The organism is Micromonospora sp. NPDC004551, from assembly GCF_040609975.1.
GTDB lineage: Bacteria > Actinomycetota > Actinomycetes > Mycobacteriales > Micromonosporaceae > Micromonospora.
This window is the reverse complement of sequence record NZ_JBEXLM010000023.1, coordinates 77966-104516: the sequence shown is the minus strand read 5'-3', so window position 1 is coordinate 104516 and position 26551 is coordinate 77966. Positions and strand designations below refer to the sequence as shown.

The window sequence follows — 26551 nt, the reverse complement described above, 5'->3', positions numbered from 1 at the left end:
GATGGCCAGAGGCTGGCGGGTCAGTGGCCCAGGAGGTGGGAGAAGGCCTTCGCTCGGCGGGACGGGCGGTTCGTGCGCTGTTCTGCCTCGTCGGCGGAGAACATGACCTTGAGGCCGGCGTTGACCGCCAGCCAGCGCAGGGGCTCCGGCTCCCATCTGGGGGAGCGGTGGTTGACCCAGGGCAGGGCGGTCAGATCCGTCTGCTCGCCGCGGATGAGGTCGGCCAGGGTGCGGCCGGCCAGGTTGCTGGTGCCGACGCCGTCGCCGACGTAGCCGCCCGCCCAGGCGAGTCCGGTCGAGCGGTCCAGGCCCACCGAGGCGGCCCAGTCCCGGGCCACGCCGAGCGGCCCGCCCCAGGTGTGCGTCACCGGCACCTCCGGCCCGAGCACCGGGAACAGTTCGCCGAGCACTCGGCGCAGCGCCGCGAAGACGCGCGGCTCCCGGTCGAAGTCGGGGCGGATCCGGGAGCCGTAGTGGTAGGGGGCGCCCCGCCCGCCGAAGGCGAGTCGGCCGTCGGCGGTGCGCTGGCCGTAGATGATGACGTGCCGGTAGTCGGAGAAGGTCTCCCGCTCGGCCAGCCCGATCTGCGCCCAGGTCGCCTCGGGCAGCGGCTCGGTGGCCACCATGAGCGAGTAGACCGGCGCCACGGCCCGCCGCTGGCCGGGCAGAGCCGGGGTGAAGCCCTCCGTCGCCCGGACCACCACGGGCGCGCGCACCACGCCGGCCGGGGTCACCGCAGTCCCGGGCCGCAGCGCGGTCACCGGGGTCCGCTCGAAGACGCGTACGCCCCGGCGCTCCACCGCCGTGGCCAGGCCGCGGACCAGCTTCGCCGGGTGTACGGCCGCGCAGTGCGGGGTGTACGTGCCGCCGCGTACCCCCTCGGCGTGGCAGCGGGCGGCGGCCTCGGCGGCGTCGAGCAGCACGAGGTCGGCGTCGGCGAGTCCGTGCTCGCGGGCCTCCGCGACGGCGGCCCGGGCCCGGCCGAGCTGCACCTCGGTGCGGGCCAGCACCACCGTGCCGCCGGCCCGCCAGTCGCAGTCGATCCCCTCGGCCGCGATCACCCGGCCGACCTCGCGGACGGTCTCGTGCATGGCCTGCTGCATGGCCAGCGCCCGGTCCCGGCCGTGCCGGCGGGCCAGCGCGGGCAGGGAGGTGGGGAAGAGGGCCGAGCACCAGCCGCCGTTGCGACCGGAGGCGCCGTAGCCCGCGATCTCCTTCTCCAGCACGACGATCCGCAGGGCCGGGTCGGCGGCGGCGAGGTAGTACGCCGTCCACAGCCCGGTGTAGCCGGCGCCCACGATCACCACGTCGGCATCGGTGTCGCCCGGCAGGCCGGGGCGCGGGGTCAGCGGCTCGTCCACGCTGGACAGCCAGTACGACAGGTCCTGGTAGCGCATCACCACTCCGGTGGGGGCAGGTCGTGGCGCAGCTTCGGGTCGGGCTGCGGGACCCCGAACGTCTCGACGACCGGCACCACCCCGGCCCAGACCGGCCGGTCGAGGTCGTCCTCGGGGTCGTCGGGCGGGCCGGCGCTGACCTTCACGGAGCACTCGTCCAGCGGCAGGGCTAGCACCAGCGTGGCGGCCAGCTCCTTCGCCGTGGGCGGCCGGATCTCCGCCCAGCGGCCGGGGAGCAGGTGCTCGGAGAGGCGGTGCAGCGCGGCCTGTTTCGCCTCGCCGGTGAGCGCGGTGAGGGTGCCGAGCACCATGGCGCAGCGGTAGTTCATCGAGGACTCGAAGGCGCTGCGGGCCAGCACGAGCCCGTCGAGCAGGGTGACGGTGAGGCAGGCCGGTGCGCCGGCGGCGAGGTGCCGGAACAGTCGGCTGCCGGTGGAGCCGTGCACCAGCACCCGCTCCCCGTCCCGCGCGTAGGCCACGGGCAGCGCGTACGGCTGGCCGCCGTCGGCGACGGCCAGGTGGGCGACCCGGCCGGCGTCGAGCACGGCGTGCAGCGTGGCGCGGTCGTGGACGGCGAGGTCGGGCAACCGGCGTACCCGGGTCCGGTCGGTGCCCCCGACGGCGGTCGGCGCGGGGATCCGGTCCCCGGGTCCGGCGGTTCCGACGGCGCGGGGCCGGCCCCCGGTGTCCCGGGAGCCGGCCCCGTCCGGGCCGCCGGTCAGAGGCGCGACCATGCCTCGGTCAGCACGGCGCGCAGGATCTGCTCGATCTCGTCGAACTGCTGCTGCTGGGCGATCAGCGGGGGCGCGAGCTGTACCACGGGGTCGCCCCGGTCGTCGGCGCGGCAGTAGAGCCCGGCCTGGAAGAGCGCGGTGGAGAGGAAGCCGCGCAGCAGCCGCTCCGACTCGGCCTCGTCGAACGTCTCCCGGGTGGCCTTGTCCTTGACCAGTTCGATGCCGTAGAAGTAGCCGTCGCCCCGGACGTCGCCGACGATCGGCAGGTCGTTGAGCTTCTCCAGGGTGGACCGGAAGGCGGCCTCGTTGGCGCGGACGTGGCCGACCAGGTCCTCGCGGGCGAAGACCTCCAGGTTGGCCAGGGCCACCGCGCAGGAGACCGGGTGGCCGCCGAAGGTCACCCCGTGCGCGAACATGCCGGTCTCGGTGAGGAACGGCTCCATGAGCCGCTCGCTGGCGATCATCGCGCCGAGCGGGGCGTAGCCGGACGTGATGCCCTTGGCCGTGGTGATGATGTCGGGCTGGTAGCCGTAGCGGACGGCGCCGAAGTACTCGCCGAGCCGGCCCCAGGAGCAGATCACCTCGTCGCTGACCAGCAGCACGTCGTACGCGTCGCAGATCTCCCGCACCCGCTGGAAGTAGCCGGGCGGCGGCGGGAAGCAGCCGCCGGAGTTCTGCACCGGCTCCAGGAAGACCGCCGCGACGGTGTCCGGCCCCTCCCGCTCGATGGCGCGGCCGATCTCCTCGGCGGCCCAGCGGCCGAACGCCTCGGGGTCGTCGCCGTGCTCCGGGGCCCGGTAGAAGTTGGTGTTCGGCACCTTGATGCCGCCGGGGACGAGCGGCTCGAAGTCGCTCTTGATGCCGGGCAGGCCGGTGATCGACAGCGCGCCCATCGAGGTGCCGTGGTAGGCGATGTAGCGGCTGACCACCTTGTGCTTGTTGGGCTGGCCGGTGCGCTTGAAGTAGGCCCGGGCCAGCTTCCACGCCGCCTCGACGGCCTCGGAGCCGCCGGTGGTGAAGAAGACCCGGTTCAGGTCTCCGGGGGCCAGTGCCGCGACCTTCTCGGCCAGCTCGACGGCTTTCGGGTGGGCGTACGACCACAGTGGGAAGTAGGCCAGCTCGCCGGCCTGCTTGGCGGCCGCCTCGGCGAGCTCGGTCCGGCCGTGGCCGGCGTTGACGACGAAGAGCCCGGCGAGTCCGTCCAGGTAGCGGCGGCCCTGCGAGTCCCAGACGTACGCGCCCTCGCCGCGCACGATCGTCGGAACCTCGCCGGCGGAGTAGCTGGCCATCCGGGTGAAGTGCATCCAGAGGTGGTCGGTGGCGTTGGCCATGTCAGCCCCATCGGGTCTCGGGCCGGTCAGGGGTGACACCGGCCGCTCTGCCCACGGTTATCCCACAGTCAATGGCGATAAGGCAAGTGTCAGGCGTCAACGACAACGGATTCAGCGAGCGACGTATGTCACCGCAACGGAATCCGTATCAGGCGGTGCCCCAGCTGTAGGTCTGCTTGCGCAGCTTGAGGTAGACGAACGCCTCGGTGGAGACCACGCCGGACACGCCGCGCAGCTTCTGGAGGATCTCCAGCAGGTGCTCGTCGTTGCGGCAGACCACCTCGGCCAGCAGGTCGAACGAGCCGGCGGTGATCACCACGTAGTCGATCTCCTCGAACTCGGCCAGCCGGTCGGCCACGCTCTCCAGGTCGCCGTCGGTGCGCAGGCCGATCATGGCCTGGCGGGGGAAGCCGAGCTGGAGGGGATCGGTCACGGCCACGATCTGCATGACCCCGGCGTCGAGCAGGCGCTGCACCCGCTGCCGCACCGCCGCCTCGGAGAGGCCGACCGCCTTGCCGATGGTCGCGTACGGGCGCCGCCCGTCCTCCTGGAGTTGTTCGATGATCTGCTTCGCCACATCATCGAGCAGAGCGTGGCTGGCGCCTTCACGCACGGTCACGCGACGGCTGCCGTTGCCGTTCTCCAGTTGCCGGTTGGCCATCGTCCGCTCCCCATGTCCGAATCCTCGTGCTGAGCGTAGTGCCCCGGCGCAGTCTGGCGTATTTCGTGGTCCTTGGCTATTCCCACAACGGAATCCCTTGTAAGGCACGTCACCTCATGTCAGGATCAGTCGTCCATCGCCATTGACCCTCCCGCCGGCGCGCCACCCCCGTCCCGCCGCCGACGATGACCCCCCGAGGAGTCGTCACATGCGTAGTCCCCTCCGGCACGTCACCCGGCGCGGTCTGCTCACCGGGACCCTGGGCTCGGCCGCCCTGCTCGCCACCGCGGGCACGCTGGCCGGCTGCGGCACCAAGGGCGCACAGCAGACCGAGGCCGGTTGCAAGAGCGACGATCTTTCCGCCACCGAGAAGAAGCTGGCCTTCTCGAACTGGCCGCAATACATGGACGTGGACGAGAAGGACGAGTCCAAGCGACCCACGCTGGACGCGTTCATCGCGAAGTCCGGGATCCAGGTGACGTACACCGAGGACGTCAACGACAACAACGAGTTCTTCGGCAAGGTGCAGAACCAGCTCGCCGGCTGTCAGACCACCGGCCGCGACATCATGGTCCTCACCGACTGGATGGCGGCCCGGATGATCCGGCTCGGCTGGATCCAGAAGCTCGACAAGGCGAAGCTGCCCAACGTCGAGGCGAACCTGCTGCCCTCGCTGCGCGGCCGCTCCTTCGACAAGGACAGCCAGCTCGCCATCCCGTGGCAGTCCGGCCTGGCCGGGCTCGCCTACAACGCCAAGGTGGCCAAGGAGATCCGCACGGTCGACGAGTTGCTGACCCGCCCCGACCTGAAGGGCAAGGTGACCGCGCTGTCGGAGATGCGGGACACCATGGGCCTGCTGCTCCAGTCCAACGGTCACGACCCGGCCAACTTCACCCCGGCGCAGTTCGACGACGCGCTGAACAAGCTCAAGAAGGCCGTGGACTCCAAGCAGATCCGCAAGTTCACCGGCAACGACTACGCCCCCGACCTGGCCAAGGGCGACATCGCCGCCTGTATCGGCTGGTCCGGCGACGTCATCCAGCTCGGCTTCGAGGACGAGAAGATCAAGTTCGTGGTGCCCGAGTCCGGCGTGATGCTCTGGTCGGACAACATGCTGGTGCCGAACAAGGCCACCCACAAGGCCAACGCCGAAGAGCTGATCAACTACTACTACGACCCGGCCGTCGCCGCGAAGCTCGCCGCGTACGTCAACTACATCTGTCCGGTCAAGGGCGCGCAGGCCGAGATGGAGAAGATCGATCCCGACCTGGCCGCCAACCCGCTCATCTTCCCGGATGACGCGATGCTGTCGAAGTCCAAGGTGTTCATGGCCCTGGACGAGAAGCAGGAGAAGGAGTACGAGACCAAGTTCCAGCAGGTCATCGGGGCGTGAGAGACATGAGCACGAAGGCGCAGGAGCGCGAGACACCGGCCGGCGATCTGCGCCTGGCCAACCTGACCAAGCGGTTCGGGATCTTCACCGCGGTGGACGACCTCAGCCTCACCATCCCGCAGGGCTCGTTCTTCGCTTTGCTCGGGGCGTCCGGCTGCGGCAAGACCACCACCCTGCGGATGATCGCCGGGCTGGAGGAACCGACCAGCGGGCAGGTGCTGCTCGGTGACCGGGACATCGCCGGGCTGCGGCCGTACAAGCGGCCGGTGAACACCGTGTTCCAGAGCTACGCGCTCTTCCCGCACCTCGACATCCACGAGAACGTGGCCTTCGGGCTGCGGCGGCGCGGCATCCGCAAGGTGACCGACCAGGTCGAGCGGATGCTCGCCCTGGTGCAGCTCGAAGGGTACGGCCGGCGCAAGCCGGCCCAGCTCTCCGGCGGCCAGCAGCAGCGCGTGGCGCTGGCCCGGGCGCTCATCAACCACCCGCAGGTGCTGCTGCTGGACGAGCCGCTCGGCGCGCTCGACCTCAAGCTGCGCCGGCAGATGCAGATCGAGCTGAAGCGCATCCAGACCGAGGTCGGCATCACCTTCGTACACGTCACCCACGACCAGGAGGAGGCCATGACCATGGCCGACACGGTCGCGGTGATGAACGCCGGCCGGATCGAGCAGCTCGGCGCACCCGCCGACATCTACGAGTACCCGGCCACCGCGTTCGTGGCGAACTTCCTGGGCCAGTCCAACCTGCTGGCCGGCGAGGCCGTCGGCCGCAGCGGCGACGACGTGCCGGTGACCGCGCACGGCGCGCGCTTCTCGGTGCCCGCCGACCGGGCCCGCACCGACCAGGGGCCGGTCTTCCTCGGGGTACGTCCCGAGAAGCTGCACCTGGTCGGCGGCCCCGACGAGGTGCCCGCCGGCCACCAGCACGTCGGTGGGGTGGTCAGCGACGCCTCGTACGTCGGGGTGAGCACCCAGTACCTGGTGCGCACGGCGTGGGGCAGCGAGCTGTCCGCGTTCGCCGCGAACAGCGGGGTCGGGGGGCGGCTGCCCGTCGGCGCCACGGTGACCGCGCACTGGGACCCGCGGCACGCCTTCCTGCTGCCCCGGGAGGCCGGCGAGGACGACCAGACCAGCCCGCTGTTCGACGAGCCGCCGGTGGGTGCGCTGTCATGAGCGCGCTGGCCCACGTACCGACCTCGGCGGGGCAGCCCGCCGCGCCGCCAGGGCCCTCGCGGGGGCGGAACCGGCTGCTGCCGTACCTGCTGCTGCTGCCCGGCGCCGCCTGGCTGCTGGTCTTCTTCGTCCTGCCGCTGCTCCAGCTCGCCGCCGCCAGCCTCTACGACCCGAGCGGGTCCCTGGCCACCGGCTACGCGATGACCGGGGAGGTCGGCAACTACTGGACCGCGTTGCAGGCGTACTGGCCGCACTTCGCCCGCTCGTTCGTCTACTCGGCGATCGCGCTGGTGCTGGCCCTGCTCATGGGCTACCCGCTGGCGTACGCGATCGCGCAGAAGGCCGGCCGGTGGAAGAACCTGCTGCTGGTCGCCGTGGTCGCGCCGATGTTCACCAGCTTCCTGGTCCGCACCCTGGCCTGGAAGACCATCCTGTCCGACAACGGCTGGCTCGTCGGCCTGCTGCGGGACGTGCACCTGCTCGGGGCCGACGGCCGGCTGCTGGCCACCCCGTTCGCGGTGGTGCTCGGCCTGACGTACAACTTCCTGCCGTTCCTGGTGCTGCCGCTGTACGCGAGCCTGGAGCGGCTCGACCCGCGGCTGCTGGAGGCGGCGAGCGACCTGTACGCGAGCCCGCTGCGCGCCTTCCGGCGGGTCACCCTGCCGCTGTCGATGCCCGGGCTGATCGCCGGCACGTTGCTCTTCTTCATCCCGGCCACCGGTGACTACATCAACGCCGAGCTGCTCGGCACCCCGAACGAATACATGATCGGCAACGTCATCGACTCGGCGTTCCTGGTCCGGCTCGACTACCCGCAGGGCGCCGCGCTGTCGTTCCTGCTCATGGCCGCGATCCTGGCGATCGTCTTCGTCTACCTGCGCAAGGCCGGCACGGAGGAGGTGCTGTGAAACTGAAGCGTTGGCTCGCCGACCGCTGGGTGATGGGCGTCGCGCTGCTCGTCCTCGGCTACCTCTCGCTGCCGATCCTCGTGGTCGCCGGTCTCTCCTTCAACCGGCCGTCCAGCCGCCTGTCCTACGACTTCAACGAGTTCACCCTGGACAACTGGGCCCAACCCTGCGCCACCTCCGACATGTGCGACGCGGTGGTACGCAGCATGGAGATCGGCCTCATCGCCACCGTGGTCTCCACCATCCTCGGCACGCTCATGGCGTTCGCCCTGGTCCGGCACGGCTTCCGCGGGCGGTCCGGCATCAACGGCCTGATCTTCCTGCCGATGGCCACCCCGGAGCTGGTGATGGGCACCTCGCTGCTCGCCCTCTTCGTGGCCGCCGGGGTGCCCCAGGGCTTCTGGACCATCGTCATCGCGCACGTGATGTTCTGCGTGTCGTTCGTGGTGGTCACCGTGAAGGCCCGGCTCGCCGGCATGGACCGGCGGCTGGAGGAGGCCGCCATGGACCTGTACGCCAGCGAGTGGCAGACCTTCCGGCGGATCACGCTGCCGCTGGTGCTGCCCGGCATCGTGGCCGCCGCGCTGCTGGCCTTCTCGCTGAGCTTCGACGACTTCATCATCACGAACTTCAACGCCGGCACGACGGTCACCTTCCCCATGTACGTCTGGGGTGCCGCCCAGCGGGGCATCCCGCCGCAGGTCAACGTTATCGGCACGGCGATGTTCGCGATCGCGTTGCTGCTGGTCGGGGCCAGCTCGCTGCGCGGCCGGCGGGCCCGGCGCGCCGCTCTCGCGGCCCCCGTCGCGGCCGTCGGGGCTCCCAAGAGCGCGTCATGAAACTCCCGCATACCGGCCGGGCGCTGGCTGACGCCGCGCCCGTCCCGTACTGGCTCGACCGGCCGGAGCGGCCGGACCCGCTGCCGCCGCTGGCCGGCCCGCACGACGCCGACCTGCTGGTGGTCGGCGGCGGGTACTCCGGGCTCTGGACGGCGTTGCTCGCCAAGGAGGCCGACCCCGACCGGGACGTGCTCCTGGTCGACGCCGGCACCTGCGGCTGGGCGGCGTCCGGGCGCAACGGCGGGTTCTGCGCCGCCTCGCTCACCCACGGCCTCGCCAACGGGGCCGAGCGGTGGCCCGGCGAGATCGCCGAGCTGGAACGGCTCGGCCGGGAGAACCTGGACGACATCGCCGGCACCGTCGGCAAGTACGGCATCGACTGCGACTTCGAGCGCACCGGCGAGCTGGCGGTGGCCGTCGAGCCGTACCAGCTCACCGGGCTGGCGGAGGACACCGAGCTGGCCCGCCGGTACGGCCACGACGTGCGGCTGCTCGACCGGGACGAGGTGCGCGCCGAGGTGGCCTCGCCGACGTACCTGGGCGGGATGTGGGACCGGGACCGGGTGGCGCTGCTCGACCCGGCGAAGCTGGCGTGGGGGCTGCGCCGCGCCGCCCTCGACCTCGGCGTACGCATCCATGAGCACACCCGGGTCACCGGGCTGGCCCGCGACGGCGGGGCGCTGCGCGCGGCCACGGCCGGCGGCCCGGACGCCGTGCCCGGCGCGGTCCGGGCCCGGCAGGTGGTGCTGGCCACCAACGCGTTCCCGCCGCTGCTGCGCCGGCTGCGCGCCTGGCTCGTGCCGGTCTACGACTACGCGCTGATGAGCGAGCCGCTGACGGCCGCTCAGCGGGAGGCCGTCGGCTGGCGCAACCGGCAGGGACTGGCCGACACCGGCAACCAGTTCCACTACTACCGGATCACCGCCGACGGCCGGATCCTGTTCGGCGGCTACGACGCGGTCTACCACTACGGCAACCGGATGGCCCCCGAACTGGAGCAGCGCGAGGCCACCTTCACGGCCCTGGCGTCGCACTTCTTCACGACGTTTCCCCAGCTTGAGGGGTTGCGCTTCAGCCACCGGTGGGGCGGCGTCATCGACACCTGCACCCGGTTCTGCGCGTTCTTCGGCACCGCCTACGAGGGGCGCCTGGCGTACGCGGCCGGGTTCACCGGGCTCGGCGTCGGGGCGACCCGGTTCGGCGCCCGGGTGATGCTCGACCTGCTCGGCGGGGAGGAGACCCCGCTGACCCGGCTCGACCTGGTCCGCCGCAAGCCGCTGCCGTTCCCGCCGGAGCCGATCCGGGCCACCGGCATCCATCTCACCCGCTGGTCGCTCGCCCGCGCCGACGCGCGGGAGGGGCGGCGCAACCTCTGGCTCCGTACTCTCGACCGTCTTGGACTGGGGTTCGACTCCTGATGCGTATCCTCCTCGTCGGCGCCGGTGGCGTCGGCTCCGCCGCCGTATCCATCGCCGCCCGCCGTTCCTTCTTCGAGACCATGGTGGTCGCCGACCACGACCCCGCCCGCGCCGCGCGGGCGGTGGCCGGCCACGGCGACCGGTTCGTCGCCGCGACCGTCGACGCCTCCTCGGCCGACGCGGTCGCCGCGCTGTGCCGGGAACACCGGATCACCCACGTGCTGAACGCGGTCGACCCGCGCTTCGTCATGCCGATCTTCGACGGCGCGTTCGCCGCCGGCGCCGACTACCTGGACATGGCCATGTCGCTGTCCCGGCCGCACCCCGATGCGCCGCACGCGCAGACCGGGGTGAAGCTCGGCGACGAGCAGTTCGCCGCCGCCTCCGCCTGGGCGGAGGCCGGCCGGCTGGCGCTCTGCGGCATCGGCGTCGAACCCGGCCTCTCCGACGTCTTCGCCCGCTACGCCGCCGACGAGCTCTTCGCCGAGATCGACGAGATCGGGGTACGCGACGGCGCGAACCTCACCGTCGACGGCTACGACTTCGCCCCCTCGTTCTCCATCTGGACCACGATCGAGGAGTGCCTGAACCCGCCGGTGGTCTGGGAGGCCGACCGGGGCTGGTTCACCACCCCGCCGTTCTCCGAGCCGGAGGTGTTCGAGTTCCCCGAGGGGATCGGCCCGGTCGAGTGCGTCAACGTGGAGCACGAGGAGGTGCTGCTCATCCCGCGCTGGGTGAAGGCGAAGCGGGTCACCTTCAAGTACGGCCTCGGCGACGAGTTCATCGAGGTGCTGAAGACCCTGCACAAGCTGGGCCTCGACTCGACGCGCCCCGTGCCGGTGCGCGGCGCTTCGGTCTCGCCCCGCGACGTCGTGGCGGCCTGCCTGCCCGACCCGGCCACGCTCGGCGACCGGATGCGCGGCAAGACCTGCGCCGGCACCTACGTGACCGGCACCGGCGTGGACGGCCGGCCGCGGCGGGTGTACCTCTACCACGTCGTCGACAACGAGTGGTCGATGGCCGAGTACGGCCACCAGGCGGTGGTCTGGCAGACCGCGGTCAACCCGGTCGTAGCGCTGGAACTGCTGGCCACCGGTGCCTGGTCCGGCACCGGCGTGCTGGGACCCGAGGCCCTGCCCCCGGTGCCCTTCCTGGACCTGCTGACCGGCTACGGCTCACCCTGGGGAATGGAGGAGCGATGACTCGCTACGGCCCGATGTTCGGCCCCGACGTGACGTTCCTCGGCGTGCCGCCGTGCACGCTGGAGGAGCCGGTGACGTACGCCGACGCCGACGTGGTGATCGTCGGCGCGCCCTTCGACGGGGGCACCTCCCACCGGCCGGGCACCCGGTTCGGCCCGTCCGCCATCCGTCAGGCCTGCTACCTGCCGCACGACGGCTCCCGCCCCTCCCTGGCCCTGCGGGTCGACGGGCTGCGGGACCTGTGCGTCTACGACGCCGGTGACGTCGAGATGTTCTCCGGCGACATCGAGCGCTCGCTGGCCGCGCTGGAGACCGCCGTGCACACCGTGGCCGCCGCGGGAGCCATCCCCATCGTGCTGGGCGGCGACCACTCGATCGCCCTGCCGGACGCCACCGGGGTGGCCCGGCACCACGGGCTCGGCCGGGTGTCCCTCGTGCACTTCGACGCGCACGCCGACACCGGTGACATCGAGTTCGGCTCGCTGCACGGACACGGCCAGCCGATGCGCCGGCTCATCGAGTCCGGCGCCGTGCGCGGCGACCGTTTCCTCCAGATCGGCCTGCGCGGCTACTGGCCGGGGCCGGAGACGCTGTCGTGGATGGCCGCCCAGCGGATGCGCTCCTACGAGATGACCGAGGTGGTGGCGCGCGGGCTGGACGAGTGCCTCTCGGAGGCGTTCGCCATCGCCACCGACGAGTGCGAGGGCGTCTTCCTCTCCGTCGACGTGGACGTGGTCGACCCCGGGATGGCTCCCGGCACCGGCACCCCCGAGCCGGGCGGGTTCACCTCGCGCCAGCTCCTCGACGCGGTGCGCCGCGTCTGCTACGAGCTGCCCGTGGTCGGCGTGGACGTGGTCGAGGTCGCCCCGCCGTACGACCACGCCGACATCACCGCGTACCTGGGCAACCGGGTGGTGCTGGAGGCGCTGTCGGCCATCGCCCGCCGCCGCCGCGACGCCGCCGGCGGCGAGCCCTGGAACCCGACCCAACCCCTCCTCGACGCCCGCTGACCCTCCCATTATGTTTAGCTCAAGCTATAGTTGACCCATGAGCGCTGACGGGGGACGGTGGTCGGTCCGGGTCACCGGTGACGTCCGCCAGTGGTTGCGCGACCTGCGGCGGCGTGATCCCGCGTCGTACGAGAGCGTGCGGGTCGCTGTGGACAAGTTGGCCGAGGTCGGACCCGGTCTGGGCCGCCCCTTGGTCGACACGCTCCGCGGCAGCAGCATCAGCAACCTCAAGGAACTGCGCCCCGATCGGGGCGCGACGTCGCGATCCGCGTGCTGTTCGTCTTCGACCCCTGGTCGCAGGCGGTGCTCCTCGTGGCGGGCAACAAGGCGGGCAACTGGAGCCGGTGGTATCAGCAGAACATCCCGGTGGCGGAGGTTGCGTACAAGGCTTGGCTCGAGAATGAGCGCGAGCGAAGGGGGGAGTCGTGACGGAGTTCTACGACTGGGATGAGGTCCGTGCCGAACTCGGCGGCGACGACACGGCCTATGAGGCTGAGCGGGCCCGGACCGAGGCCTGGGTGAGCGCCTTCCACCTGGCGGAGGAGCGCAAGCGGCTGGGGCTCACCCAGCGGCAGGTCGCCGAGCTCATGGGGGTCACGCCGGGCCGGGTCAGCCAGATCGAGAACGGCGACCTCGACGTGAACGAGGTGGCGACCTTGAGTCGCTACGCGACTGCGCTCGGCGCGAAGCTGCGCATCATCTTCGACTACGGGGACGACCTCCGTCAGATCGCCTGACCATCAGCGGCGGAGGCAGCGCGGGACGAGGCGGAGCGGTTCGGTGGTCTCCGTGAGCGAGTTGGGTTCGACGACGAGGCGGGCCGTGGCCGTGGCGGGCCCGCCACGGAAGGCGCCCTTGTCGGCGGGGATGGTCGCGGTCCAGGCGCCGGCGGTGCGGTCGTCGGTGCACGCCCCGATCACGCCGAACCCGAAGCCGGTGACCGAACCCCGGTGGACGCGCTGGGCGAGGTGGACCTCGATGTACGCGAGGCCCCGCTCGGCACCGCAGGCGTACCGGCCGCCGATCGTGGCCGTGTGTGCCCGGGCGTCGGCGGCGCCGAACCAGTTGACGGAGATCCTCGGGGCCGGGGCGGCGACGGCGGCGCCCGGCGCGAGGCCGAGCGTGGCGGCGGTGGCGAGCGTGGCGAGGCCGGCTGCGAGCAGAGGCTGTCGGACCGGGCGCATGCGCGGGCTCCTGTCTGGCGGTGGTGGGATGCTGCTCCGATGTGGACCGGCGTCAGCATCCCACCGGCGCGGCGCCAGGGAGCTGGAAGATCTCGGACAGTCAGCGGGCCAGGTGGGAGCGGATGAGGAAGCGGACGCCCTCGGGGGCCTCCAGGGAGAAGCCGCTGCCCCGGCCGGGCACCACGTCGACCGTGAGCCTGGTGTGTTTCCACAGCTCCCACTGGGCGGTGGACATCCAGAACTCGACCGGCTCGGGCACGCCGTCGACCTCCAGCGAGGCGAGCAGCACGTCCGAGGCGCCGGTGCGGAACTCGCCGGCCGGGTAGCACATGGGGGCGCTGCCGTCGCAGCAGCCGCCGGACTGGTGGAACATGATCGGCCCGTGGGCCGCCCGCAGCGACCGGATCAGGCCGGCCGCCGCGGGCGTCAGGGTGACGGGGTCACCCATCAGAAGAAGCCGAGCTTCTTGGGGGAGTAGCTGACCAGCAGGTTCTTGGTCTGCTGGTAGTGCTCCAGCATCATCTTGTGGTTCTCCCGGCCGATGCCGGACTGCTTGTACCCGCCGAACGCGGCGTGGGCCGGGTAGGCGTGGTAGCAGTTCGTCCAGACCCGTCCGGCCTGGATCGCCCGCCCGGCCCGGTACGCGGTGTTGATGTCCCGGGTCCAGACGCCCGCGCCGAGCCCGTACAGGGTGTCGTTGGCGATCTTCACGGCGTCGTCCAGGTCGGCGAAGGAGGTCACCGAGACCACCGGGCCGAAGATCTCCTCCTGGAAGATCCGCATCGAGTTGTCGCCCTCGAAGATCGTGGGCTGCACGTAGTACCCGCCGGACAGCTCGCCGCCCAGGTCGGCCCGCTCGCCGCCGGTGAGCACCTTCGCGCCCTCCTGCCGGCCGATGTCCAGGTAGGACAGGATCTTCTCCAGCTGGTCGTTGGACGCCTGCGCCCCGATCATCGTGTCGGTGTCCAGCGGATGCCCCTGCTTGACCTGCTGGGTGCGGGAGACGGCGGCGGCCAGGAAGTCGGAGTAGTGGCCCTGCTGGATCAGCGCCCGGGACGGGCAGGTGCAGACCTCGCCCTGGTTGAGCGCGAACATGGTGAAGCCTTCGAGGGCCTTGTCCCGGAAGTCGTCGGAAGCGGCGCTGACGTCGTCGAAGAAGATGTTCGGGCTCTTGCCGCCCAGCTCCAGGGTGACGGGTTTGATGTTCTCGCTGGCGTACTGCATGATCAGCCGCCCGGTGGTGGTCTCGCCGGTGAACGCCACCTTCGCCACGCGGGGCGAGGAGGCCAGCGGCTTGCCCGCCTCGACGCCGAAGCCGTTGACCACGTTGACCACGCCCGGCGGGAGCAGGTCGGCGACCAGCGAGAGCAGGTGGTGGATCGAGGCCGGGGTCTGCTCGGCCGGCTTGAGCACCACGGCGTTGCCGGCGGCCAGCGCCGGGGCGAGCTTCCAGACCGCCATGAGGATCGGGAAGTTCCACGGGATGATCTGCCCGACCACGCCGAGCGGCTCGTGGAAGTGGTAGGCCACGGTGTCGTCGTCGAGCTCGCCGAGGGAGCCTTCCTGGGCCCGGATCGCCCCCGCGAAGTAGCGGAAGTGGTCGATGGCGAGGGGGATGTCGGCGGCCAGGGTCTCGCGTACCGGCTTGCCGTTCTCCCAGGTCTCGGCGATGGCGAGGGATTCCAGGTTGTCCTGCATCCGGTCGGCGATCTTGTTGAGGATCAGCGACCGTTCGGCGACCGAGGTGCGGCCCCAGGCGTCGGCCGCGCCGTGTGCGGCGTCGAGTGCCTTCTCCACGTCCTCGGCGGTACCCCGGGCCACCTCGCAGAAGGTCTGCCCGGTCACCGGGGTGGGGTTCTCGAAGTACCGGCCGCCGTGCGGCTTCACGTACTCGCCGCCGATGAAGTGGTCGTAACGGGACTGCCAGTGGGTGGGGGCGTCGTAGCGCGTCATGGGTACCTCCGCCGTCCGTAGGGGTGGACGGCGGCGACGTTAGTTTCCGCGACGTTGCAGCAACGTTGCGCGCGGCAGGTCGTACTCCTCGGCGAGCTGGCGGGCCCGGGCCAGGGCGAGGGGCCGGCGCGGCGCGCCCGGCGGCAACGCCCGGGCCAGGGCCTGCCAGGCGGTGAGGTCGTCGGCGCCGGCGGGCGTCGCGGTCCAGGCGGTGAGCAGCGCCGGGTCCGCGGCGGCCAGCACGGCCGCGCGGAGCTGGCCGTCGACCAGCTGGCGCAGTCGCGCCACTCCCGGCGCGTCCGACCCGGGCAGCAGGGGCCCGCGGTACGCCCGCAGCGCCCCCGCCGCGTCGCCGCGTTCGAGCAGTTCGGTGACGGTACGGAAGTCGGCGCGCACGGCCGGCCGCAGCCGGTACGGGCGGGAGTCGAGCAGTTCCTCGCCGAGCGCCCGGCGCAGCCGGGACAGTTCGGCGCGCAGGGTGACCGGGTGCAACCGGTCGTCGCCGTAGAGGTCGAGGCCGAGTTGTTCCCCGGTGCGCCCCTCGGGGTGGTCGAGGAGCAGCACGAGCAGTTCGCTGTGCCGCCGGCCGAGCCGGATGCGCCGGCCCCCGACGCGCAGTTCCGCCTCGTCCCGGCCGAGCGCGGCGACGTGCAGCACGTCGGGTTCGGCGGGGGCGGCGCCGGCGAGGAACGCCTCGGCGGCCCGGGCGGTGGCCCGGACCAGGGCCAGGCTCTGCGGGGTGGCCAGGTGGTCCCCGCCGGTGATGTCGATCGCGCCGAGCAGCCGGCCGGTGGTGGGGTCGTGGATCGGGGCCGCGGCGCAGGTCCAGCGCTGCACCGGCCGGACGAAGTGCTCGGTGGCGAAGATCTGCACGCTGTGGTCGACGGCCAGGGCGGTGCCGGGCGCGTTGGTGCCGGCATGGGCCTCGTCCCAGCGGGCGCCGGGGACGAAGTTCATCCGCTCGGCGTGCCGGAGCACACCCGGATGCCCCTCCACCCAGAGCAGCCGCCCGTCCGCGTCGCAGACCGCCATGAGGTGCGCGCCGTCGAGGGCGATGCCGCCGAGCAGGTCGCGGAAGAGGGGCAGCACGCGGTTCAGCGGGTGGGCGGCCCGGTAGCTGGCCAGCGCGTCGTCGGTGAGGTCGACCGGGGCGGTGGCCTCGGGGTCGAGCAGCGCGGACCGCTCCCAGGACCGGCGGACGACGTCGCGGACCCGGCCGGCGGTGGTGCCGGCGGTGAGGAACGCTTCGTGGGCGGCGCCGACCTGCGCGATCCGCTCCGCCGGATCGGCACCGAATTCCAGGGCGAGCCACGGGTCAGCCATGGGCGACCTCCTCGCGCCCATGGTGACCCAGCTCACCGCCGATCGCCAAGCCGCTCCCGAACTTGTCGTTGACAAGTTTCGCGGGCATCCGCAAACTTGACAGCGACAAGATGCGATCGGGAGGTCGAGATGGAACTGGCGATGGTCCGGCAGATGTGGCAGCTCATCGAGCCCGTGCACGCGCTGGTCTACTACGCGCCCGAGCTGACCGAGGAGGTCGCCGCGCTCGGCCTGCCCACCGGGGAGCGCTGGCCCGGCTACTTCGCGCTGCGCAGCGCCCCGCTCGGCGCGGCCGGGCCCCACCTGGTCGCCGCCACCTACTACAGCTTCAGCCCGCGGATGGTCGCCGAGTACGTGCCGGCCGTCTGGGCCACCGCCGACCCGGCCAAGGTGCTCGCCGCCCGGCTGTCCGGAGTGGACCGGGCGCTGCGCGCCCTGCTCGGCGACCGGGTCGAGTCGGCCGAACTGGCCGAGGCCGCGGCCCTGGCCCGCCGCGCGGTGCGTGCCGCCGACCTGGGCGGGCGCCCCCTCGCCGCCGCCAACGCCGACCTGCCCTGGCCGGACGCGCCGCACCTGGCGCTGTGGCAGGCCGCCACGATCCTGCGCGAGCACCGGGGCGACGGGCACATCGCGGCGCTGCGTACCGCCGGGCTGGACCCGGCCGAGTCGCTGGTCTCCTTCGCCGCCGTCGGCGCCGCCCCCGTGGAGGTCTTCGCGAGCCGCCGGTGGACCGCCGAGGAGTGGGCCGCCGCCCAGGACCGGCTGGCCGCCCGGGGCCTGGTCGACGGCGACGGGGTGGCCACCGAGGCCGGCCGCCGGCTGCGTGACGAGGTGGAGCGGCGGACCGACGAGCTGGCCGCGGCGCCGTGGCGCGCGCTCGGGCCGGCGGCCGGCCGGTTCGCCCAGCTCGTCGCTCCGCTCACCCAGGCCGTGGTGGCCACCGGCCGGCTGCCGGCGCAGAGCACCCTCGGGATCCGTCGCCCGCGGTGATCCGGCTCACTCCCCGGCCACGGATGCCTTCGCGGGCCCGGACGAACGCCCCAGACGGCGCGACGGGGACCTGTGGGTGCCGCCCGACGTGGAGGATTGCTCCGGCGGCGCTTACGGAACCCTTATCTCCTGCCTGGGACCGTATGCGGGACGGATCCGGAGCACGGGGGAGCGGACAGCGGTGCGGGTGTTGGTGGCGGACGACGAGCGGTTGCTGGCGGACACGGTGGCCGAGGGGCTGCGCCGGTTCTCGATGGCGGTCGACGTCTGCTACGACGGCGACGGCGCGCTGGAGCGGATCGGGGTCAACCGGTACGACGTGGCCGTGCTGGACCGGGACATGCCCGGCGCCACCGGCGACGAGGTGTGCCGCAGCCTCGCCGGGTCCGCCGCCGGCACCCGCGTGCTGCTGCTCACCGCCGCCGCCGGCATCCGGGACCGGGTGGACGGTCTCGGGCTGGGCGCGGACGACTACCTGACCAAGCCGTTCGCCTTCGCCGAGCTGGTGGCCCGGGTGCAGGCGCTGGGCCGGCGGTCCGCCCCGGCCGTGCCGCCGGTGCTGGAGCGGCACGGGGTGGTGCTCGACGTGGCCCGGCACACGGTCACCCGGGACGGGCGGCCGCTCGGCCTGAGCCCCAAGGAGTTCGCCGTCCTGCACGTGCTCATGCGCGCCGGCGGCGGGGTGGTCAGCGCCGAGGAGCTGCTCGAACAGGCCTGGGACGAGTTCGCCGACCCGTTCACCAACGCCGTCCGGGTCACCGTCATGACGCTGCGCAAGAAGCTCGGCCAGCCCTCGGTCATCCACACCGTGCCGAAGGCCGGCTACCGGATCGGCGGGCCGGCGTGAGCCCCCGCCGCCGCGTCCTGCTGGTCGGGGCGCTCGCCCTGCTCGGCGGCTACTGGCTGCCCGGCCTCGGCAAGCAGCTGCTCGCCGGAGTGTGGTGGCGGGCCCAGGCCTTCTGCGACCTGCAGACGGTCGGCGCGGTGTGCGAGCCCGTCCGGCCGCTCATCCCGGTGCTGCCCGGGCTGATCGAGTTGCTGGTGCTGTTGGCCGGCGTGCTCGCGGTCTGGGCCGCGGCCCGCTGGTGCCTGCGCCCGGTGCGCGACCTCGCCGACCCGATCGCCGACCTCGGGCCGCAGAACCTCGGGCACCGGATCCGCCGCGGCGGCCGCGACGAGCTGGCCCGGCTGGCCCGCGCCATCGACGACATGCTGGACCGGGTCACGGCCGGCTACGAGGGGCAGCGGCGGTTCGCCGCGAACGCCTCGCACGAGCTGCGTACGCCCCTCGCCGTGCAGCGGACGCTCATCGAGGTCGGGATGGCCCAGCCGCTCACCGCCGAGCAGCTGGACCTGCTCACCGCCCAGCTGCTGGCCACCAACGAGCGCAACGAGCGGCTCATCGAGGGCCTGCTCGCGCTCAGCGAGAGCGACCAGGGGCTGCGCTCCTCCACCCCGCAGCGCCTCGACGAGATCGTCACCACCGTCCTGGCCGCGTACGCCGACCGGGCGGCCGAGGCCGGGGTGACCGTGGAGAGCCGGCTGGCGCCCCGCGTCGTGCCGGGCGAGCGGGTGCTGCTGGAGCGCCTGGTCGGCAACCTCGTGGAGAACGGGATCAAGTACAACCGGCCCGGCGGCCGGCTCGCCGTCACCGTCGACGGGGACCCGGCGCTGACCGTCACCAACACCGGTCAGACCGTCCCGGGCGAGGCGGTCGCCGGCCTCTTCGAACCCTTCCGGCGCCTGGCCCGGGACCGGACCAACCAGGGCGGCGGGGCCGGGCTCGGCCTGGCCATCGCCCGCTCGATCACCCAGGCGCACGACGGCATCATCGCCGCCCGCCCGGGCGAGGACGGCGGCCTGCGGGTCGACGTCCAGCTACCCGCCGTGCGCTGACCCACCCCCCGGAAACTCGGGAGCCGCGAATGCGGCCTCCCGCGATGCCCCCTGCCCGAAAACGACCGACGGCGTACGACGCCGGGAGAGGAGACCGCCGTGCCGACCCGTACCGATCAGGCCGCGACATCGGCCGGCCGGGTGGTCTGGGCCGACGTGGCCAAGGGCGCCTGCATCATCCTCGTGGTGCTCTGGCACGTCATCGTGAAGCACTACCTGCGGATCGACTGGCGGGTCGACCGGCCGGTGCCCGGGGCCTGGGGGCTGCTCGGCGAGCAACTGCTGCCGCTGCGGATGCCGCTCTTCTTCACGCTCTCCGGGATCTTCGCGGCGAACGCCGTCGCCCGCCCGTGGCGGGTGGCCGGCCGCCCCCGGATCGCCCGCAACCTCTACCTGTACGCCATCTGGCTGCTCGTCCACACCGCCCTGCTGGCCCTCGCGCCGGGCTTCCCCACGGACCGGGCCACCAGCCTCGGCGGCCTGCTGGCCCAGCTCACCGTCACGCCCTCGAACCTCTGGTACCTGTACGCGCTGGCGCTCTACTTCGCGCTGGCCAAGGCGCTGCGCCGGGTCCACCCGGCGGTGCTGCTCGTGGCCTCGGGCGCGCTCTCCGCCGTGGCGGTCACCGGTCTGCTGGACAGCCCGGGCAACCGCGGGCAGGTCTACCAGAACCTGGTGTTCTTCCTGGCCGGCGTGCACCTGCGGCCGTACCTCCAGCGCTGGGCGGCCGGCGTGAACAGGCGCCGCCTGGCCGCGACCGGCGCGGCGTACGCCGTGGCGCTGGCCGCCATGGCCCTGGCCGGGGCCGAGAGCCGGCCCGGCGTATGGCTGCTGGTGTCGGTCGTCGCGGTGGCGTTCGGCGTCGCCGCCGCGGCCCGGGCGGCCCGGCTCCGGGTCGTCGGCGGGGCGCTCGCCCGGCTCGGCCGCCGGACGCTGCCGACCTACGTGATCCACATGCCGGTGCTCGCGCTGCTGCACCGGCTCCTCGCCGGACCGGTCGCCGACCTGAACCGGCCGGCACGGGTGCTGCTGGTGGCCGGCTACCCGGTCCTGCTCACCGCCCTCGTGCTGGCGCTCAGTCTCGCCGTCCACCGCGGACTCACGGCGGCCCGCGCGTACTGGCTGTTCGACCTGCCGCGCCGCGCCGGCACCGACCACAACCGAGAAGGAGAGACCATGTCCCGCAGCCCTGCCCCGGCCCTGCCGGACCGGGCCCGCGTCGAGGAGGCCGCCTGGTGGCTGTCCGGCCGGGTGGTGCGTACCCCCGTGCTGAACAGCCCGGCGATCGACCGGCTCGCCGGCGCCCGGATCCTGCTCAAGGCCGAGAACCTCCAGACCGGCGGCTCCTACAAGATGCGCGGCGCCATGCTGGCCGTGGGCCGGCTCGCTGCGGCCGGCCACACCGGGGTGGTCGCGCAGAGCACCGGCAACCACGCCGTGGCGGTGGCCCTCGCCGCCCGTCGGCACGGGCTGGCCGCGACCGTGGTGCTGCCGGTCGACGCCGCGCCCGTGAAGGTGGCCAGGGCCCGGGCGGCCGGGGCCAGGGTCGTCCTCGCCGGCACCACCGTCGAGGAGCGGCTGGCCGCCGCCCGGCAGCTCGCCGACGTCGACCGCCACCCGCTGGTCGACGCCTACGACCACCCGGACGTGGTGGCCGGGCAGGGCAGCGCCAGCCTGGAGCTGATCGAGGAGGCGGAACGCGTGGGCACCCCGCTGGACGCACTGGTGGTGCCGGTGGGCGGGGGCGGCGGCGTCGCCGGGGCCTGCCTGGCCGCCGCCGGCACCCCCATCGAGGTGTACGGCGTCGAGCCGGTCGGCTGCGACTCGCTGGCCCGCAGCCTCGCCGCCGGCCGGCCGACCCCGGTCGTGCCGGCGCCCACGATCGCCGACGGGCTCCGCCCGAGCTGCGTCGGCGACCTGCCGTTCGCGATCGCGCGGGCCGGCGTCCGGGACGTCGTGCGGGTCGACGACGACGCGATCGCCGAGGCGTTCCGGCTGCTCCTGCTGGAGCTGAAGGTGCTCGTCGAGCCGTCCGGCGCGGCCGGGCTGGCCGGCGCGTTGCGGCTGGCGGGTGGTCCCGAGCTGGGGCCGTCGGGTGGCACCGAGGGCGGGCGGCTGGGGAGGTACCGGACGGTCGGCGTGGTGCTGACCGGCGGCAATGTCGAAGCGGAGCTGGTGGCCCGGCTGGCGGGCGGACCCGTCGCCGACCCGGCTCGGATGGAAGGGGTGGCGGCGTGAGGGCTGCGGTGCGGATCGGTGTCCTGTTCGGTGGCCCGTCGGCGGAGCACGAGGTCTCCTGCGCCTCGGCGCTGGGCGTGGCCCGGGCCCTGGCCGAGCGGGGTCATCGGGTGGTCGCGCTCGGGATCACCCGCGCGGGCGGGCTGCGGCTGGTGCCGGAAGCGGTGCTGGCCGAGCGCCTCGCCGACGTGGGCGGGGGCCGGGCCATCGACGATCGGCTGCCGGTGACCGGATCGGCCGTGGAGCTGCGGGCCGGGGCGCGGGCCGGCACGGTGGCGGTCACCGCGGCCGACGCGCCCGGCACGGTGCACGCCGAGCTGGACGTGGTCTTCCCGGTGCTGCACGGCCCGTACGGGGAGGACGGCGTGGTGCAGGGGCTGCTGGAATCGCTCGGCGTGCCGTACGTCGGGTGCGGCATCCTCGCCTCCGCCGTCGGGATGGACAAGGTGGCGATGAAGCGGGCGCTGCGGGCCGAGGGGGTGCCGATCACTCCGCACGTCTGGTTCGACGCGCCGACCTGGCGGGCCGCGGAGGACCCGGAGAAGCTGGTCGTCGGGCTGCGGCGGCCGCTGTTCGTGAAGCCGGCCCGGATGGGCTCCTCCATCGGGATCTCCCGGGTGGCCGAGGGCGACGACCTCGCGGCCGCGGTCGAGGAGGCGCTCCGGCACGACCACGTGGTGCTGGTCGAGCAGGGCGTGACCGGCCGGGAGCTGGAGTGCGGCGTGCTCGGCGGCTGGCACCCGGAGGCGTCGGCGGTCGGCGAGGTCCGGGTCGCTGGTGGCTGGTTCGACTACCGGCAGAAGTACTTCGGCGACGCCGACCCGATGATCGTTCCGGCGCCGCTGCCCGACGAGGTCACCGAGCGGATCCGGGACCTGTCCGTGCGGGCGTTCACGGCGATCGGCGGCTGGGGCCTGGCCCGGGTGGACTTCCTCTACGACCAGACCACCGGCGACCTGTTCGTCAACGAGCTGAACACCCTGCCCGGTTTCACGGCGCACTCGATGTACCCGAAGGTGTGGGCCGAGTCCGGCGTCGACTACCCCGAGGTGGTGGACCGGCTGGTCGCGCTCGCCTTCACCCGGCACGCGGCCCGGCCCGGCGTACGCACCGAGGGCGGTGCGGCATGATCCTGCTCTCCGATCCCCGAGTCGCCGCGGTGTCGAGCCGGGACGACGGCGATCCGCTGATCGACCTGCGGGAAGTGCCCGAGCTGCGACTGGACGGCCGGGCGGCCGACCCCGCCGGGGCGTACGCCCGGGTGCGCCGCGGGGTCGCGGACCGGTTGCTGGCCGCGCAGCGCGCGCTGCCGGACGGCCTGCGCCTGCTGGTCGTCGAGGGGTACCGGCCGTACCGGGCGCAGCTCGACATCTTCACCGGCTACCGGGACGAGCTGAGCCGGCGTTACCCGGACTGGTCACCGGAGCGGCTGCACCGGGAGACCACGAAGTTCGTCTCGCCGGTCGAGGTGGCGCCGCACAGCACCGGCGGCGCGGTCGACCTCACCCTGTGTGACGCCGACGGGATCGAGGTGGAGATGGGCACGGCCCTCGACGCGACCCCGGAGGAGAGCGCCGACGCGTGCTTCACGGCGGCCCGGCACATCCCGGTGAGCGCCTGGCGGAACCGCCAGATCCTGGTGGGCGCGCTGAGCGGGGCCGGGCTGGTGAACTACCCGACCGAGTGGTGGCACTGGTCCTACGGCGACCGGTACTGGGCGCTGCTCACCGGAGCGCCGCACACCCGTTACGGTCCGTTGTGATCCGCGGTTCCGGCTGAACGGTCCGGCCCTCCCGTCCGTACCAGGCGTCGTACGAGACCACCGACGACGGGAGAGACAACGTGAAGGTGCAGCGCAAGCACGTGCTGGCGGCGACCGTGGCACTGGCCGCCTCGGCGGTCGTCGCGGTGGGCACGGGGATGGGGTTCGCGGAGACCACCCCGGCCGGGCAGTCGGCCTGTGCGGGGTCGGTGACCTTCTCGGCGGAGGGCGGGGCGCCGGCGGCCACCAGCGACCGGTTCCCGGTGGGTACCCGGCTGCGGGTGACCAACCTGGACAACGGCAAGGTGGCGACCGTGACGGTGACCGGGCCGTCCGGGAGTTGCGTGCTGCTGAACGCGGCGGCCATGGACCTGGTGCGCGAGCCGGGCAGGAACGTGATCCGCCGCAACCTCGTCGAGCGCCTCGACGGCGGCGCCGCGGCGACCGGCGCGGCCCGGCCGGGTCGTGGCGTCCCGGCCGGCGAGGCCCGGCCGGGCAACGCCCAGCCCGGCGGCGTGCCCGCGAGTGTCTGCATCGGCGCGATCACCTTCTCGGCCGAGGGCGGCGCGCCGGCGGCCACCAGCGGGCGGTTCCCGGTGGGCACCCGGCTGCGGGTGACCAACCTGGACAACGGCAAGGCGGCGACGGTGACGGTCACCGGGCCGTCCGGGAGTTGCGTGCTGCTCAACGCCTCCGCCATGGACCTGATCCGGGAGCCGGGCAAGAACCTGGTCCGGCGGAACACGGTGGAACTGCTGCGCTGATCGTTCCCGGGTGGAACGCCAGGGCCCCTGTGCCCCTGGCGTTCCACCCGGCCGGGCCGCTCAGGCGATCCGGCGGAGCCGGCGTACGGCGAGGTAGAGCAGGAGGGCGGCGAGGGCGACGAAGATGCCGGTCTCGATCCACTGGAACGGCCAGAACCGGTCCGCCGGCTGGTAGAGCTCCCAGTTGTAGGCGCCGGGTCTCACGCCGAGTTCCTCCCCGCAGCGGTGGCCGTCCGGGCCCTGGCCGCCCGGCGGGCACATGATGCGGGTGTCGGCCGCCACCATCTTCCCGTCGGGGTTGCGCACTCCGCTGGCGAGGACCCAGTTGCCCCGGGACTCCTGCAGCGGTTCGGCCCCCTCGATCGGGAAGGTGCGGGTGCGGGCGGCCTGGTAGTGGGGTCTGGCCAGGATCGCCACCGCCGCCCGGACCCCGATGAACGCGGCAAGGGTGACGCCCATGGCGGGCAGCATCCGGCGCCAGAGGGTGCCGGCGAAGATGCCGAGCGCCACCGCGAAGAGGGTGTAGCCGATCGGGGCGATGCCCTGCAGGTCGAACACGATGAAGCCGAGGCGGCCCTCGTGCGCGGCCTGGGTCAGCGGGCTGACCCACCAGGCCATGCCCAGCCCGTAGCCGATCGCCAGGATCACCGTGACCGCGACGACCAGGCCGAACTTCACCAGGGCCCAGCGCGTCCGGCCGACGCCCTGCGTCCAGGCGAACCGGTGCGTGCCGTGCTCCACCTCGCGGGCGACCAGCGGGGCGCCCCAGAACAGGCCGACGAGCACCGGCAGGACGACGAGCAGGACCGCCACCAGGTTCAGGCTGGCGTACCGGTTGGTGAACTGGCGGAACGCCGATTCACAGCCGTTCGCGCTGATCGGGTTGAGCTGCGATTGCGACAGCTGATCGACGCAGTCCGGCAGGCCGAGCTCGGTGAAGCTGTGCCGCATCGAGAGGCCGATCGGGAGCATCAGGGCCACCAGAGCGGCGAGGCCGAGGAGGGTGAAGAGCAGCTGCTTGCGGTGCTGCCGCCAGGCCAGCCAGATCATGCCGGCACCTCCCAGGCCGCGTGGCTCGTGGTGGTCTCGCCCTCGGCGAGGTACGCCAGCACGAGGTCCTCCAGCGTCACGTCGTGCACCGTCCACTCGGGAGCGAGGATCTCGCCGTTCGTGCGGACCAGCAGCGTCGACTGCCGGGCGGTGTGGCTCGCGCGCACCACGGCGTCGACCCCCTCGATCGGTTCGCCGTCGTGCCGTGGCCCGACCAGCTGCCGGTGCGCGGCGACCAGGTCGTCGACCGCGCCCGCCAGGTGCACCCGGGCGGCCTGCAGCACGACCAGGTAGTCGCAGACCCGTTCCAGGTCGGCCAGCAGGTGCGAGGAGAGCAGCACGGTCGTCTCGGACTCGGCGACGCTGCCCATGAGCGACTGCAGGAACTCCCGGCGCGCCAGCGGATCGAGGCTGGCGACCGGTTCGTCGAGGAGCAGCAGCCGGGGTCGCTTCGCGAGTGCGAGCGCCAGCGCGACCTGCGCCCGCTGGCCGCCGGACAGCTTGCCGACGGGAAGCTTCGGCGGGATGCCGAGCTGGGCCAGCCGGTTGCGGGCGAGCGCCGCGTCCCAGCGCTTGTTCATCCGGCGGCCCAGCTCCACCAGCTCGACCGCGGTGAAGTCCCGGTAGAGCGGGGTGTCCTGGGCGACGAAGCCGATCTCGGGCAGCACCGACGGGTTGGCGTACGACGCCTCGCCGAAGATCCGTACCGCACCGGCGTCCGGCCGCAGCAGGCCGACCGAGAGGTGCAGCAGAGTGCTCTTACCGGCGCCGTTGGGGCCGACGAGGGCGGCGATCCGCCCGGCGGGCAGGCGCAGCGAGCAGTCCCGCAGCGCCCAGGTTCTTCCGTAGCGTTTGCCGAGCTGCTCGGCCTCCAGCGCGATCTCCATCAGCTGTCCTCTCATCCTGCTGAGGCGGGTTCGGCGCGCGTCGTGCCTGCGGCGAGCGCGGCCCGCATGGTGGTCTCGACCAGGGCGGTGACGTCTTCCGGGGTGAGCCCCGCGGCGCGGGCGCGGTGCAGCCAGGCCACCAGCTCCTCGCGAAGCTCGGCCTGATCGGCCAGCGACGAGCCGGCGATGGTCCGGCGGACGAAGGTGCCGACGCCGGGGCGTCCCTCGACCAGACCTTCGATCTCCAGCTCGCGGTACGCCTTCAGCACCGTGTTCGGGTTGATGGCCAGCGACTGTGCGACGTCGCGGACCTTCGGCAACTGGTCGCCAGGCGTCAGCAGCCCCACCCGCAGGGCCTGTTTGACCTGCTGGATCAGCTGCACATAGGTGTTCACCTTGGACCGGCCGTCCAGTACGAACTCGATCACGAGACGCC

At 73.0% G+C, this 26551-nt stretch carries 27 protein-coding genes and 1 pseudogene; 17 read left to right on the top strand and 11 right to left on the bottom strand.

Translation table 11 applies throughout. The features are described from left to right. Positions 1–20 precede the first annotated feature (20 nt). The 4 genes from ABZW14_RS24595 to ABZW14_RS24580 form a co-directional block, all read right to left on the bottom strand. Complete coding sequence (locus ABZW14_RS24595) at positions 21–1397, bottom strand: FAD-dependent oxidoreductase (protein WP_355350698.1); 1377 nt, start codon at positions 1395–1397, stop codon at positions 21–23. Then, positions 1397–2131, bottom strand: coding sequence for a pyridoxamine 5'-phosphate oxidase family protein (locus ABZW14_RS24590; RefSeq protein WP_355350697.1), 735 nt, complete (start codon positions 2129–2131; stop codon positions 1397–1399). The genes ABZW14_RS24595 and ABZW14_RS24590 overlap by 1 nt, the downstream gene beginning before the upstream one ends. Then, positions 2116–3462, bottom strand: coding sequence for an aspartate aminotransferase family protein (locus ABZW14_RS24585; protein ID WP_355350695.1), 1347 nt, complete (start codon positions 3460–3462; stop codon positions 2116–2118). Before ABZW14_RS24585 ends, ABZW14_RS24590 begins: the two co-directional genes overlap by 16 nt. 148 nt (positions 3463–3610) lie before the next feature. Continuing rightward, a complete protein-coding gene (locus ABZW14_RS24580) occupies positions 3611–4123 on the bottom strand; it encodes an Lrp/AsnC family transcriptional regulator (protein ID WP_154230074.1) in 513 nt (170 codons plus the stop codon). Positions 4124–4331: 208 nt separating this feature from the next. On the opposite strand from ABZW14_RS24580, the gene ABZW14_RS24575 reads away from it, so the two are divergent. The 10 genes and pseudogenes from ABZW14_RS24575 to ABZW14_RS24530 all read left to right on the top strand — a co-directional run bounded on the left by ABZW14_RS24575 (position 4332) and on the right by ABZW14_RS24530 (position 12805). Beyond that, complete coding sequence (locus tag ABZW14_RS24575) at positions 4332–5516, top strand: spermidine/putrescine ABC transporter substrate-binding protein (RefSeq protein WP_355350693.1); 1185 nt, start codon at positions 4332–4334, stop codon at positions 5514–5516. Positions 5517–5521: 5 nt separating this feature from the next. Beyond that, complete coding sequence (locus ABZW14_RS24570; RefSeq protein ID WP_355350691.1) at positions 5522–6691, top strand: ABC transporter ATP-binding protein; 1170 nt, start codon at positions 5522–5524, stop codon at positions 6689–6691. Next, entirely contained in the window at positions 6688–7599 is a 912-nt protein-coding gene (locus ABZW14_RS24565) for an ABC transporter permease (protein ID WP_355350689.1), read from the top strand. Before ABZW14_RS24570 ends, ABZW14_RS24565 begins: the two co-directional genes overlap by 4 nt. Then, the gene (locus ABZW14_RS24560) at positions 7596–8438 is read left to right on the top strand and encodes an ABC transporter permease (protein ID WP_355350687.1); all 843 of its coding nucleotides are present in this window, start codon (positions 7596–7598) and stop codon (positions 8436–8438) included. Before ABZW14_RS24565 ends, ABZW14_RS24560 begins: the two co-directional genes overlap by 4 nt. Further along, positions 8435–9856 (top strand): FAD-dependent oxidoreductase, encoded by a 1422-nt coding sequence (locus ABZW14_RS24555; protein ID WP_355350685.1) that lies wholly within the window; start codon positions 8435–8437, stop codon positions 9854–9856. The genes ABZW14_RS24560 and ABZW14_RS24555 overlap by 4 nt, the downstream gene beginning before the upstream one ends. Continuing rightward, positions 9856–11058 (top strand): saccharopine dehydrogenase C-terminal domain-containing protein, encoded by a 1203-nt coding sequence (locus ABZW14_RS24550; RefSeq protein WP_355350683.1) that lies wholly within the window; start codon positions 9856–9858, stop codon positions 11056–11058. The genes ABZW14_RS24555 and ABZW14_RS24550 overlap by 1 nt, the downstream gene beginning before the upstream one ends. After that, positions 11055–12068, top strand: coding sequence for an agmatinase (speB, locus tag ABZW14_RS24545; protein ID WP_355350682.1), 1014 nt, complete (start codon positions 11055–11057; stop codon positions 12066–12068). Before ABZW14_RS24550 ends, speB begins: the two co-directional genes overlap by 4 nt. Positions 12069–12105: 37 nt before the next feature. Beyond that, positions 12106–12282 (top strand): annotated as a pseudogene (locus ABZW14_RS24540) (hypothetical protein); the annotation flags it as partial. A gap of 56 nt (positions 12283–12338) precedes the next feature. Next, a complete protein-coding gene (locus ABZW14_RS24535; RefSeq protein WP_355350680.1) occupies positions 12339–12497 on the top strand; it encodes a type II toxin-antitoxin system RelE/ParE family toxin in 159 nt (52 codons plus the stop codon). Then, positions 12494–12805 (top strand): helix-turn-helix domain-containing protein, encoded by a 312-nt coding sequence (locus ABZW14_RS24530; RefSeq protein WP_355350678.1) that lies wholly within the window; start codon positions 12494–12496, stop codon positions 12803–12805. Before ABZW14_RS24535 ends, ABZW14_RS24530 begins: the two co-directional genes overlap by 4 nt. A 3-nt stretch (positions 12806–12808) precedes the next feature. Here ABZW14_RS24530 and ABZW14_RS24525 read toward each other — a convergent pair whose 3' ends face one another. The 4 genes from ABZW14_RS24525 to ABZW14_RS24510 all read right to left on the bottom strand — a co-directional run bounded on the left by ABZW14_RS24525 (position 12809) and on the right by ABZW14_RS24510 (position 16528). Next, entirely contained in the window at positions 12809–13252 is a 444-nt protein-coding gene (locus ABZW14_RS24525) for a hypothetical protein (RefSeq protein WP_355350676.1), read from the bottom strand. A 100-nt stretch (positions 13253–13352) separates the two neighbouring features. Beyond that, complete coding sequence (locus tag ABZW14_RS24520) at positions 13353–13700, bottom strand: DUF779 domain-containing protein (RefSeq protein ID WP_355350674.1); 348 nt, start codon at positions 13698–13700, stop codon at positions 13353–13355. Further along, positions 13700–15205, bottom strand: a complete 1506-nt coding sequence (gene adh / locus ABZW14_RS24515; protein ID WP_355350672.1) for an aldehyde dehydrogenase — start codon at positions 15203–15205, stop codon at positions 13700–13702. Before adh ends, ABZW14_RS24520 begins: the two co-directional genes overlap by 1 nt. A gap of 39 nt (positions 15206–15244) precedes the next feature. Beyond that, positions 15245–16528: a GAF domain-containing protein gene (locus tag ABZW14_RS24510; protein WP_355350670.1), complete on the bottom strand. Its 1284-nt coding sequence runs from the start codon at positions 16526–16528 to the stop codon at positions 15245–15247. A 129-nt stretch (positions 16529–16657) separates the two neighbouring features. On the opposite strand from ABZW14_RS24510, the gene ABZW14_RS24505 reads away from it, so the two are divergent. From ABZW14_RS24505 to ABZW14_RS24475, 7 genes are all read left to right on the top strand, one after another. Next, complete coding sequence (locus ABZW14_RS24505) at positions 16658–17518, top strand: hypothetical protein (RefSeq protein WP_355350668.1); 861 nt, start codon at positions 16658–16660, stop codon at positions 17516–17518. A gap of 181 nt (positions 17519–17699) precedes the next feature. Further along, positions 17700–18365 (top strand): response regulator transcription factor, encoded by a 666-nt coding sequence (locus ABZW14_RS24500; protein WP_355350666.1) that lies wholly within the window; start codon positions 17700–17702, stop codon positions 18363–18365. Further along, positions 18362–19414, top strand: coding sequence for a HAMP domain-containing sensor histidine kinase (locus tag ABZW14_RS24495; protein ID WP_355350664.1), 1053 nt, complete (start codon positions 18362–18364; stop codon positions 19412–19414). Before ABZW14_RS24500 ends, ABZW14_RS24495 begins: the two co-directional genes overlap by 4 nt. Before the next feature lie 99 nt (positions 19415–19513). Continuing rightward, positions 19514–21652, top strand: coding sequence for a pyridoxal-phosphate dependent enzyme (locus ABZW14_RS24490; RefSeq protein WP_355350662.1), 2139 nt, complete (start codon positions 19514–19516; stop codon positions 21650–21652). Then, entirely contained in the window at positions 21649–22782 is a 1134-nt protein-coding gene (locus ABZW14_RS24485) for a D-alanine--D-alanine ligase family protein (protein WP_355350660.1), read from the top strand. The genes ABZW14_RS24490 and ABZW14_RS24485 overlap by 4 nt, the downstream gene beginning before the upstream one ends. Next, complete coding sequence (locus tag ABZW14_RS24480) at positions 22779–23414, top strand: M15 family metallopeptidase (RefSeq protein ID WP_355350658.1); 636 nt, start codon at positions 22779–22781, stop codon at positions 23412–23414. Before ABZW14_RS24485 ends, ABZW14_RS24480 begins: the two co-directional genes overlap by 4 nt. An 80-nt stretch (positions 23415–23494) precedes the next feature. Beyond that, complete coding sequence (locus ABZW14_RS24475) at positions 23495–24178, top strand: hypothetical protein (RefSeq protein ID WP_355350656.1); 684 nt, start codon at positions 23495–23497, stop codon at positions 24176–24178. Positions 24179–24238: 60 nt separating this feature from the next. Here the strand turns inward: ABZW14_RS24475 and ABZW14_RS24470 are convergent, their stop codons facing one another. From ABZW14_RS24470 to ABZW14_RS24460, 3 genes are read right to left on the bottom strand one after another with little or no spacing between them, the layout of a single operon-like run. Beyond that, positions 24239–25228 carry an ABC transporter permease subunit gene (locus tag ABZW14_RS24470; protein WP_355350654.1) on the bottom strand — a complete coding sequence of 330 codons (990 nt, stop codon included), beginning with the start codon at positions 25226–25228 and terminating at the stop codon, positions 24239–24241. Further along, entirely contained in the window at positions 25225–26115 is an 891-nt protein-coding gene (locus ABZW14_RS24465; protein ID WP_355350739.1) for an ABC transporter ATP-binding protein, read from the bottom strand. Before ABZW14_RS24465 ends, ABZW14_RS24470 begins: the two co-directional genes overlap by 4 nt. A gap of 11 nt (positions 26116–26126) precedes the next feature. Continuing rightward, complete coding sequence (locus ABZW14_RS24460; RefSeq protein WP_355350652.1) at positions 26127–26543, bottom strand: GntR family transcriptional regulator; 417 nt, start codon at positions 26541–26543, stop codon at positions 26127–26129. Positions 26544–26551 lie beyond the last annotated feature (8 nt).

Bases quoted from the DNA above. Each gene is read 5' to 3' on its own strand.
- ABZW14_RS24480 (WP_355350658.1), top strand. From the start codon at position 22,779: ATGATCCTGCTCTCCGATCCCCGAGTCGCCGCGGTGTCGAGCCGGGAC.
- ABZW14_RS24580 (WP_154230074.1), bottom strand. From the start codon at position 4,123: ATGGCCAACCGGCAACTGGAGAACGGCAACGGCAGCCGTCGCGTGACC.
- ABZW14_RS24585 (WP_355350695.1), bottom strand. From the start codon at position 3,462: ATGGCCAACGCCACCGACCACCTCTGGATGCACTTCACCCGGATGGCC.
- ABZW14_RS24510 (WP_355350670.1), bottom strand. From the start codon at position 16,528: ATGGCTGACCCGTGGCTCGCCCTGGAATTCGGTGCCGATCCGGCGGAG.
- ABZW14_RS24550 (WP_355350683.1), top strand. From the start codon at position 9,856: ATGCGTATCCTCCTCGTCGGCGCCGGTGGCGTCGGCTCCGCCGCCGTA.
- ABZW14_RS24520 (WP_355350674.1), bottom strand. From the start codon at position 13,700: ATGGGTGACCCCGTCACCCTGACGCCCGCGGCGGCCGGCCTGATCCGG.
- ABZW14_RS24565 (WP_355350689.1), top strand. From the start codon at position 6,688: ATGAGCGCGCTGGCCCACGTACCGACCTCGGCGGGGCAGCCCGCCGCG.
- ABZW14_RS24590 (WP_355350697.1), bottom strand. From the start codon at position 2,131: ATGGTCGCGCCTCTGACCGGCGGCCCGGACGGGGCCGGCTCCCGGGAC.
- ABZW14_RS24525 (WP_355350676.1), bottom strand. From the start codon at position 13,252: ATGCGCCCGGTCCGACAGCCTCTGCTCGCAGCCGGCCTCGCCACGCTC.
- ABZW14_RS24595 (WP_355350698.1), bottom strand. From the start codon at position 1,397: ATGCGCTACCAGGACCTGTCGTACTGGCTGTCCAGCGTGGACGAGCCG.
- ABZW14_RS24505 (WP_355350668.1), top strand. From the start codon at position 16,658: ATGGAACTGGCGATGGTCCGGCAGATGTGGCAGCTCATCGAGCCCGTG.
- ABZW14_RS24555 (WP_355350685.1), top strand. From the start codon at position 8,435: ATGAAACTCCCGCATACCGGCCGGGCGCTGGCTGACGCCGCGCCCGTC.
- adh (WP_355350672.1), bottom strand. From the start codon at position 15,205: ATGACGCGCTACGACGCCCCCACCCACTGGCAGTCCCGTTACGACCAC.
- speB (WP_355350682.1), top strand. From the start codon at position 11,055: ATGACTCGCTACGGCCCGATGTTCGGCCCCGACGTGACGTTCCTCGGC.
- ABZW14_RS24575 (WP_355350693.1), top strand. From the start codon at position 4,332: ATGCGTAGTCCCCTCCGGCACGTCACCCGGCGCGGTCTGCTCACCGGG.
- ABZW14_RS24570 (WP_355350691.1), top strand. From the start codon at position 5,522: ATGAGCACGAAGGCGCAGGAGCGCGAGACACCGGCCGGCGATCTGCGC.
- ABZW14_RS24465 (WP_355350739.1), bottom strand. From the start codon at position 26,115: ATGGAGATCGCGCTGGAGGCCGAGCAGCTCGGCAAACGCTACGGAAGA.
- ABZW14_RS24470 (WP_355350654.1), bottom strand. From the start codon at position 25,228: ATGATCTGGCTGGCCTGGCGGCAGCACCGCAAGCAGCTGCTCTTCACC.